Source organism: Microbacterium sp. KRD172 (assembly GCF_017168295.1).
Lineage (GTDB): Bacteria > Actinomycetota > Actinomycetes > Actinomycetales > Microbacteriaceae > Microbacterium > Microbacterium profundi.
In genome coordinates, this window is the sequence record NZ_JABFAS010000003.1 from 27,099 (window position 1) to 36,552 (window position 9,454).

General features: G+C 61.2%; 8 protein-coding genes and 1 pseudogene. 8 read left to right on the forward strand and 1 reads right to left on the reverse strand.

Annotated features, from left to right (window positions below):
• Positions 1-85 precede the first annotated feature (85 nt).
• The 7 genes from J1M43_RS15845 to J1M43_RS15875 all read left to right on the forward strand — a co-directional run bounded on the left by J1M43_RS15845 (position 86) and on the right by J1M43_RS15875 (position 8,390).
• Complete coding sequence (locus J1M43_RS15845) at positions 86-1,243, forward strand: CaiB/BaiF CoA-transferase family protein (RefSeq protein ID WP_206477434.1); 1,158 nt, start codon at positions 86-88, stop codon at positions 1,241-1,243.
• Positions 1,244-1,280: 37 nt separating this feature from the next.
• Positions 1,281-2,585, forward strand: coding sequence for a CaiB/BaiF CoA-transferase family protein (locus tag J1M43_RS15850; protein ID WP_268746243.1), 1,305 nt, complete (start codon positions 1,281-1,283; stop codon positions 2,583-2,585).
• Between the two features lie 31 nt (positions 2,586-2,616).
• On the forward strand, positions 2,617-4,164 hold the full coding sequence (locus tag J1M43_RS15855; RefSeq protein WP_033105367.1) for a class I adenylate-forming enzyme family protein: 1,548 nt from the start codon (positions 2,617-2,619) through the stop codon (positions 4,162-4,164).
• 127 nt (positions 4,165-4,291) lie between these two features.
• Positions 4,292-5,584, forward strand: coding sequence for an amidohydrolase family protein (locus J1M43_RS15860; RefSeq protein ID WP_268746245.1), 1,293 nt, complete (start codon positions 4,292-4,294; stop codon positions 5,582-5,584).
• Between the two features lie 87 nt (positions 5,585-5,671).
• Positions 5,672-5,764, forward strand: a complete 93-nt coding sequence (locus J1M43_RS17235; RefSeq protein ID WP_366233326.1) for a hypothetical protein — start codon at positions 5,672-5,674, stop codon at positions 5,762-5,764.
• A 201-nt stretch (positions 5,765-5,965) separates the two neighbouring features.
• Positions 5,966-6,943, forward strand: coding sequence for an LLM class flavin-dependent oxidoreductase (locus tag J1M43_RS15870; protein WP_084595595.1), 978 nt, complete (start codon positions 5,966-5,968; stop codon positions 6,941-6,943).
• 220 nt (positions 6,944-7,163) lie between these two features.
• On the forward strand, positions 7,164-8,390 hold the full coding sequence (locus J1M43_RS15875) for an acetyl-CoA C-acetyltransferase (protein WP_033105364.1): 1,227 nt from the start codon (positions 7,164-7,166) through the stop codon (positions 8,388-8,390).
• Positions 8,391-8,437: 47 nt separating this feature from the next.
• Here J1M43_RS15875 and J1M43_RS15880 read toward each other — a convergent pair.
• A pseudogene (locus tag J1M43_RS15880) lies at positions 8,438-9,071 on the reverse strand (integrase core domain-containing protein); the annotation flags it as partial.
• Between the two features lie 66 nt (positions 9,072-9,137).
• Here J1M43_RS15880 and J1M43_RS15885 point away from each other — a divergent pair.
• A complete protein-coding gene (locus J1M43_RS15885) occupies positions 9,138-9,284 on the forward strand; it encodes a hypothetical protein (protein WP_206477436.1) in 147 nt (48 codons plus the stop codon).
• Positions 9,285-9,454 lie beyond the last annotated feature (170 nt).

Sequence of the window (9,454 nt, forward strand, 5' to 3'; positions counted from 1 at the left end):
GATTTCGCGGGACCCGGCGTCGGCTTGACTAACTAGACATTAGCTGAGTCGGAAAATCACATCCGGTACGAGAAAGTGAGAAGCAATGAGGCTTTTTGAAGGAATCCGGGTCATCGAAATTGGCGGCGGAATCGCTGTAAATTACGCGACCAAGCTGTTCGGTGATTACGGCGCCGAGGTGATCAAGATTGAACCGCCAACGGGCGACGTGGTTCGGAGGATGGCTCCGTTTGTTGGAAATGAGCAAGATGAGAATGGGTCCGCGGTGTTTCTGCACACCAATACGAGCAAAAAGTCCGTGGTGCTCGATCTGGAGCAAAGCAATGCGCGAGATTCCCTCCTGAAACTGGTCGCGACTGCGGACATTGTCGTCGAGGGACTGAAGCCCGACGCGCTCGCGGCGATGGGGCTTGGCTTCGATGATCTGGTCAAGGTGCAGCCCACACTCGTGATGACGAGCATCACGCCGTTCGGACAGGACGGGCCATACGCGCAGTATGAGGGCTCGGAACTCATTTACTACGGTATGGGTGGGCCGCTGGGGGGCAACGGCGCTGAGGATGATGTCCCGGTCAAATTGGGCGGGTACATGTCCATCTATCAGACCGGCAACTCGGCAGCTACCGCCACCATGGCGGCACTCCTTGTCGCGGAAGGCCAGAATGAGGCCGTGCACGTCGACGTCTCCGGCTTTGAAACCGGCCTTAGTTCCTCGGATCGACGCACAACGTTTCTGCTCAACTATGCCTACAACGGCGAGTTGACCGGGCGCGGCAATGTGCTGGGAGGGATCCTGCCTAACGGCGCGTTTCCCACGGATGACGGCTATGTCCAGACGGTTGTGACGCAGGCGTGGTTGCCTCGAATGATCGAGGCTATCGCGGACGACGACCTGACGGCGTATTTCGCCAAGGTGGCGCAGGATCCGTCGATGTTCGCGACGATGGAGACAAAGGAGGCCATCGACGCGGCCCTTTACCCGTGGCTGCTACAGCGGACGCGGCAGGAGGCCATGGAGGAGGCCCAGCGACACAAGTGGCCGCTGACAGCCATCAAGACACCCACAGAGGTGCTCGAAGATCCGCATTACAAGGAGCGTCAATTCTTCACCGAAGTGACCCATCCGATCGGGAGGGTGGTGCACCCGGGCAGTCCGTTCAATATTGAGGATGGCTGGAACCCCAGCGCAGCGCCTCGGCTCGGCGAGCATACCGTCGCCGTACTGGCCGAATTCACCAGTTGAGTCGCAGCTAGCGACCGAGATTGTACAAAGGAGTATGATGTCTCACCTTCCTCTCGAGGGACTTCGCGTTATTGACATGACCGTTGTCTGGTCCGGCCCGACCGTCACGATGCTGCTATCTGACCTCGGTGCCGAAGTGATCCGCGTCGATAATCCATGGCTCTTCCCCAGTAGCACGCGCGGATTGGTGGCTCGTCCCACCGAAGCACAGATGAAGATGATGGGGACGATGGGCCGGGCATATCCGGACGGGCAGACTGGCGATCGCCCGCAGGATCGTCACGCCATGTTCAATTGGCACGCGCGGGGCAAGAAGCTCATGACGCTTGATCTGCGTAAGAAATCAGGGCGCGAGATCTTCCTTGAAATGATCAAGTCGGCGGACGTGTTCGTCGAGAACAACAATGTTTCCGTGCTAGAACATCTCGGCATCGACTGGCCGGTTCTGCACGAGACCAATCCCGCCCTGATCCTGCTGCGGATGCCGCCGGCCGGTATTGGCGGGAAGTACTCAACGTACTTGGGATTCGGCGCCCATTTCGAAGCGTTCTCTGGGATTACCGCTGTCCGCGGTTATGCGGACAGCGCGCCCGCGACGACCACGAGCGTGTTCCAAATGGACCCTGCGTCAGGCTCCGTCGGCGCCTTCGCGGTGATGGCCGCGTTGCGTCGCAGGCAGACCACTGGGCAGGGCGATCTGATCGTCCTCCCGCAGGTGGAGAACGAGATGAACCATATCGGTGAGATGTTTATAGACGCTGCCGCAAACGGTCATGACAGCCAGCCCATGACGAACCGGGACCTCAACTTCGTCCAGGGCGTCTACCCCACGAATGAGGACGATCGGTTCGTGTCCATCACCATCAGAGACGATGACGAGTGGCATCGTGCGACTGAAGTGATGGGGAACCCTGATTGGGCAGCGGACGACCGCTTCCTCACTCAGGCGGGGCGCCTCGCCTCGCAAGACGATATCGACGCCGAGATCACCAACTGGACACGCACGCGCACGCGCAACGAGGTGTTCACCTTGTTACAAAACGCTCACGTGCCCGCGGGACCAATCATGCTCGAAGATGATGTTTTCTCTGATCCGCACGTCAAAGCGCGAGGATTCTTGCGCAAGAATACGGGCTCCGCAACCGGTACGCATCTCTATCCTGGACATCAGTGGAAATGGAGCGGGCCACCGATGAAGTGGTCCCCGATCGGTGGACTAGGCGCAGACAACGAGTACGTCTACAAGGAGGTTCTCGGGTTCAGCGACGAACAATACGCCGATGCTGACCGAGAAGGTCACATTGCCGTGTCTTATCTAGACGCCGCTGGCAACCCAATCTAGTGGATTTCGTAGCGAGCAAGATGGAGGATTTATGAACCTGGCAGTCGTTGTCGACATCCCCGCCATGATCGTGCCCGATGATGTGGCGGTATTCGGAGATGGACACGAGAAAACGTACCAAGTGCTGAGGGACGAGGCCGCGCGACAGGCGGCGTTGATGGAATCGCTGGGTGTTTCTCGCGGCGACCGGGTGGGGCTCCTCTCGACCAACAGGGCCGGGGCGCTCAGTTCGTTCTTCGGCATTCTCATGGCTGGCGCGACAGTCGTACCGATGAATTACCGTGCCCGCGGAAGCGAGCTGGCCCACTTGGTGAGCGATTCCGGAGCGTCGCTGGTCATCGCGGAGGAAAGATACATTGATGGCATTTTGGCAGCGGGGATGACTCGCGACAGGGTGCTGACTCTCGAAGAGGCGCACTCCCGATCCGCTGGACTCGAGCCGAAGGACGAGCCTGCAGACGTCGACGATTCTGATGTCGCGGTCATGCTGTACACCAGCGGCACGACATCGCTTCCCAAGGGCGTCCTGCTCACGCATGGGGGATTCACGCAGTACGTCATGAGCCAGGGGGAGGCGGCAGACGGAGAATTCCATGGCAGGGTTGCTGTGGCCGCGCCGCTCTACCACGTCGCGGGGCTGTCAACGATTGCCGTCTCCCTGTTCTCGGGACGCGAAACCTATCTGCTCGATTTCGAGGCGGGAAGATGGCTCGAAACCGTCCAAAGCCGGAAGATCACTCACGCCTTCCTCGTGCCGTCCATGGTGTCGCTCCTCCTGCGACACCCCGATTTCGATCGGTTTGACTTAACGAGTCTTCAGATGATGACGTACGGTGCCGCTCCGATGCCGCCTGCTGTTCGGCATGCCATGCTCGAGCGGTTCCCGGCGAGCGTGTCGTTCTCGTGCGCTTACGGGCAGACGGAAACGAACTCCACCGTTTCGCTCCTCGGCCCGGACGATCACCGTCTTGAAGGCACGCCGGACGAGATCGAGCTCAAGCGGCGCCGCCTCAGTTCCGTGGGCAAGCCGCTCCCGGACGTTGAGATCCGCGTGACCGACGACGAGGGGAACATCGCCCCCGCCAACGTCACGGGGGAGGTGTTCATCCGAACTGGTCGAGCGATGGCGGGCTACTGGGGCAGGGCTGGAGGCACCCGCGTCACGCTGGACTCTGAACGATGGGTTCACACTGGAGACATTGGACACGTCGACGAGGGCGGCTACCTATTTCTGACGGGCCGAGCGAGTGACCTGATTATTCGAGGGGGCGAGAACATCTCGCCCAGCGAAATCGAAGATGTCCTCGAGCGAAACGAAGAAGTCGAGGAGGCGGTGGCTTTCCCTGTCGCCGATGACCACTGGGGCGAGCGCGTGGAAGCCGCGGTACGCCTTGTGCCGGGAGCGATCGGGACCGTCGACGCCCTCCTGGAAGAATGCAAGGCATCCCTCTCCGGGGCGAAAAGGCCCGACCGAATCCACATTGTTGACGATTTCCCCCGTACCTCGACTGGAAAGGTTCTCCGTCGTGGGCTCAGCAAGCAATTCGGGACGCCGCAGGTCGCGGATGTGGCGGTTTGAGGCGACGCCGTTGCACCATCGGAATGGGCGCTGGGTTCGGCGAGCTCGCATCGAAGTGCGAGTCTCGGGCGCACGGATCGAGCAGATTCGTCCGTTGATGACCGGGCGAAATACCGACAAGTGGGTAATGCTGCCCGGGTTTCATGACTCTCATGTGCATCTGCGTGCGGCGGCAGCCGCGAGGCTCTCTGTCGATTTGAGTGTTGCGGGTTCCATACCGGCGTTGCTCGCCATATTGCAGACGAGCGTCGCCGAATTCAACGGGAGATGGATTCGCGGTTGGGGATGGGACGAGAGCGCTCTCAGGGAGAGGCGGGCACCGACCGTCGCTGAGATTGATGCGATCACAAATGGCCACCCGTGCGCTCTTCATCATCGGACAGGGAAGGTGGTTCTTCTGAACTCGACGGCCAGGCGTATCCTGGCCGGCGCCGGCGATGAAACGGCTCCTACCGGTGAGCTTGTGCGAGCTGACGACCCCTCACTCTTGAGGATGCCGCGACAGCGCGAGCAATCACTCGAATCAAGTCTGAACGCTCTGTCCCGTGAGCTTGCAGCCATGGGACTCACGAGCGTCACAGAGGCTAGCGCCACTAATACCTGGGACGACATCGCGCAGTACGAAACCTGGGTGAATCGTGGCGTCATTCGGCAACGGGTCAACGCGCTTCTCGCCGTCGATCAAGTTTCCGCGGTGGCACGGAACAGGGAGCGCACTCCGAGCCGGGGAGGGGTGCGTGTGCTCGGCGCGAAGGTCGCTGCACCGTCCGACGGCATCGCCGAGTGCGTGCGACACGCACGTGGATTCGGATGGCCAGTCGCAGTTCACGCAACTGAGCCTGATGAGTTGGAGGCGGCGCTGGTCGCTATCGAAGCATCCGGTCCGCCGGCGTGGGGACGCGATCGTATTGAGCACCTCGGCCTTCCCCTGCCGGGTCAACTCGAGCGAATCAAAGCAACGGGGACCGCCGTGACAACGAACCCGGCGTTCTTGACAGAGCGCGCGCCCAAGTACCGGGAACTTCTCAGCCCCGTCGAGCAGGAGTGGCTCTATCCGGTCGCTAGCGTAATCTCGCACGGAATCCCCATGGCCGGCGCGAGCGACCGTCCGGTTACAGTGGCCACTCCGCTGGACACGATGTCGGCGGCCGTCTATCGTCGTCGGCGGGGCAGTGGAACCGAACCGTTGGGCGTCCGAGAACGCATCACACCGGACGACGCTCTCGGCCTCATCACCGATAAGGACGAGGTGGACGGACCGTCGCGTGAGGGTTGGAACCATCGGCGTGCATCGCACTCACCTTGGAGTCGGACCGCTGACACCGTCGTTCTCGGCGACGACCCGCGGCGGATGCTCGAACAGACCCAGGTGATGGCGACGTTCGTCGGAGGCTGCATGATGTGGAGGCGAGAAAAGTGACCTGAGAAGTGGGCTGTGCGAGAATGATAACGCAGAGATGAACATCCCGAAAGGAATGAATCGATCATGAATCAAGCAGGCAAGCGAATGAAGTGCGAAGTGTGCGGTGCGGAATTGGTCGTGACCAAAGGTGGCGACGGAACTCTGCAGTGTGACGACGTCGACATGGTCGCAAAATAAGCCTCCGCATCACACATAGTGTGACACGAACGAAAGGATTGCCATGCTGAAAGTCGGGAAGCGATACACCTGTGAGACGTGCGGAACGCAGGTGCTCATTACGAAACCGGGAGGCCAGTCGGAACCGAAGTGCCACGGGGAGCCGCTCACAATGGAGGAGCCTAAACAGCTTGCATCGTCGGATTAATCCGCGCATCGCATATGTCGCGACTGGCGACTGCGCTCTCCTCACGAGCCCCCCTTCCGCAACTTGTCGAACAGGCTAAGTTCGTTGAAGGTCTTGGATACGACCGTATATGGCTCCCCGAGATCAGCGGTCGAGATGCTTTTGTGACCGCCGCGATCCTGGCGACTCAGACGCAGACAATCGGTGTTGGCCTTGGCGTCATCCCTCTTCCCTCCCGGCCTTTGCCTGCTCTGGAGATGGCGGTTGCAACGCTCGCCGAAAGCGCCCCAGGCAGGGTGGCCGTGGGGCTGGGGGCGGGCCACCGCGAGACGGCGGCTCCCCAGTTCGGGTGGCGCGGACCGGCTTCTCCTGATAAGGTGGGCGAAGCGGTCTTTGCGATCCGCGCAGCTCTCGAGACTTCCACGCTACATCACTATGGCGCCGGGGGCGAGTCGTGCGTACTCAAACTGCGAGGGCAGCATATTGAGGTGCCTCCGCAGCTGTTCGTTGGCGCGCTCCGGCCGCGCATGGTGAAGATCGCTGCGGGAATCGCGGATGGGATGCTCCTCAATTGGGTGACCGAGGCTAGAGCGGCGCGATTGTGTGCTCTCGCTGGCGAGGTGGCGCGAGGACGGATGTTCACCACAGCGGCGTATATTCCGGTGTGCGTCGTCGACAGACCAAAGGATCGTGATCATGCATACCGGAAGGTCGCGAGCCAGCTGTCGTCGTACTTGCAATTGTCTGCCTATGGCGATCCGCTGGCCGACGATGGATACGCGGACGACGTCAAGGCTGTGCGTGAAGCGCGTCGCTACGGTCGCGATGCAACGGCGGCGGTGAGCGAGAGGCTGATCCAAGCGGTCGCTATGATAGGCGACGCGGACGAGATAAGAGCGAGGATTCGAGGACTGCGGGCCGCCGGGATAGATGAACCCGTCCTCGCTCCGGTAACGATCGGCAGGGATTCGGCATCGTCGTTGTTATTGACGTTGACCGCGCTTGCTGAGTGATGGCCAACTTGTGACGCCGTCGTTTAGAACGAACTGTATCGCTCAAAGCGAGTAGCCTTTGCACCGTGGAGCGGCGCTTGCACGATCCGCTCGATCAGTTGCGATTCCGCAGACCGCGATCGGCCGGTTTCTCAGCGGAATGGTTGTACCCCTCGGTACCGTTTCGTACTCTGAGGGCGTGACTATGAGGTTCACGACAACAAGGAAGTTCAGGTGTGCTATGCCGGAAGCAGTCATTGTTGCAACAGCCCGGTCCCCCATTGGGCGGGCCGGCAAGGGGTCTCTTAAGGACATGCGCCCCGACGACCTCGCCGCCCATATCGTGGGCGCGGCCCTGGGCAAGGTTCCGGAGCTGAACCCGAAGGACGTCAAGGATCTAATGCTCGGATGCGGGCTTCCTGGAGGTGAACAAGGATCTAACCTCGGGCGAACCGTGGCGGTGATGCTCGGTTATGACCACCTCCCGGGTGTAACAGTGACCCGGTATTGCGCATCGTCGCTGCAGACGACTCGAATGGCTTTCCACGCGATCCGCTCCGGAGAGGGCGACGTATTCATTTCTGCAGGAGTAGAAACGGTCAGCCGCTTCTCTAAAGGAACCTCCGATTTCATCCCCGGCCAGGATCTGAGCAACCCGTTCTTTCGCGGTGCCCAGTCCCGCACCTCGGAGCGGTCCGAGGCTGGCGCGCTAATGTGGCGGGACCCCCGGGAGGACTCTGAGGTGCCCGACATTTATATTGCCATGGGGCAGACAGCCGAGAATGTACAGCAGGTGATTGGGATGTCGCGGGAAGAGCAGGACCTTTTCGCGGTGCGCAGTCAGAATCTTGCCGAAGCGCAGATAGCCTCAGGATTCTGGGCTCGAGAAATTACTCCCGTGACTCTCCCCGATGGCTCGATAGTCTCCCATGACGACGGCCCTCGACCTGGTGTCACTCTTGAAGCGGTCAGCCAACTTCAGCCGGTATTCCGCCCGGACGGTACGGTGACGGCGGGAAACGCGTGCGCCCTCAACGATGGCGCAGCGGCCCTCGTCGTGATGAGCGACCTGAAGGCAAAGGACCTAGGTCTGGTACCACTGGCGCGGATAGTGTCCACGTCGGTGACCGCAATGTCACCAGAGGTCATGGGTCTGGCTCCGGTTACGGCGATCCCAGCGGCGTTAGCCAATGCCGGGATGAAACTCGAGGACATCGACCTTTTCGAGATCAACGAGGCATTCGCGGTGCAGGCTCTCGGCTCAGCCCAGCGTCTCGGTATTCCTCTTGATTCGTTAAACGTCAATGGCGGCGCGATCGCCGTCGGGCACCCGTTCGGTATGACTGGGGCGAGGATCACTACAACCTTGATCAACTCACTTCAGTGGCACGACAAGCAATTTGGCGTCGAGTCAATGTGCGTTGCGGGCGGTATGGGGATGGCCATGGTGATTGAACGCTTGTCGTGAGCTGGCGGCCCGATTTCATGCGTCGGATTGTTGACCACGCCGCACGGCTACGGCGTCATCGTCAACAACGTCATGGCCGACGCCCAGGTGTATCGCCCCGTGAGGTTGTGAACGCGGTCTGAGGGGGTGGCGCCGCCGATCCCGGTGTGGGCTAGGTGGTGATTGTAGTGATGGACCCAGTCTTGGTAGGTCGCGGCTCGGGCTTCGTCGCTGGAGTAGGTGTCGGCGTAGGCCCATTCCGCGGCGAGCGTGCAGTTGCACCGCTCGACCTTCCCGTTTTTGTGGGGCCGGTAGGCGCGGGTGCGGCGGTGCTTGACGCCGTCGCCGAGTGCGGCGGCGAACGCGAGTGAGCGGTAGCAAGACCCGTTATCGGACATCACCGCCGTCACGGTGACTCCGATGCCGGCGAAGTACGCGTCCGCGTTCCCAGAACGCCGCCACGGTCTCCTTGCGCTCATCGCCGAGGATCTCCGAGTACGCCACCCTCGAGTGATCATCGACCGCGTGATGCAGGAACGCACAACCGCGGCCCCCGCGACCATGCTCGTCGTTGTTCCGCTTCCCGGCCTGCCGGCCCAACGTCCGGTGCCCGCCGCAATCGGGGATCCGGCCGAGCTTCTTGATGTCCACGTGCACCAGCTGCCCGGGTGCGGCCATCTCGTACCGGACCGGCGTGGGCCGGGAGCCTGTCAAATGGTCTGTGTAAGGGGGTGAGGTTCACCCCCCTGAAGGAGAAACACTGTGACTATGGATGCGATCAGCCCGGAGCGCGAGGAGCGTCGTCGGAGGCAGAAGGAGCTTGCTGATCACGAGGGCAACGTCACGACGAACTGGAAACAAGCCCTTGAGCAACTCGCCCTGGCTTACCCCGAGCGAATCAACCCCTACCTCTGACCACCAATTCCGAACCGCTTACACAGAAAACTTGACAAGCCCGGAGCGTCTCGACTCCGACGCGCATCCGTGCATCGTCGGGGAACTCGAGCGGCAGCCGCCCGGAGATCTCCGCCGGGGTCCACCCGCGCCGAAGTGCGGAGATCACCCAATCCACGAGCTGGTCGTGG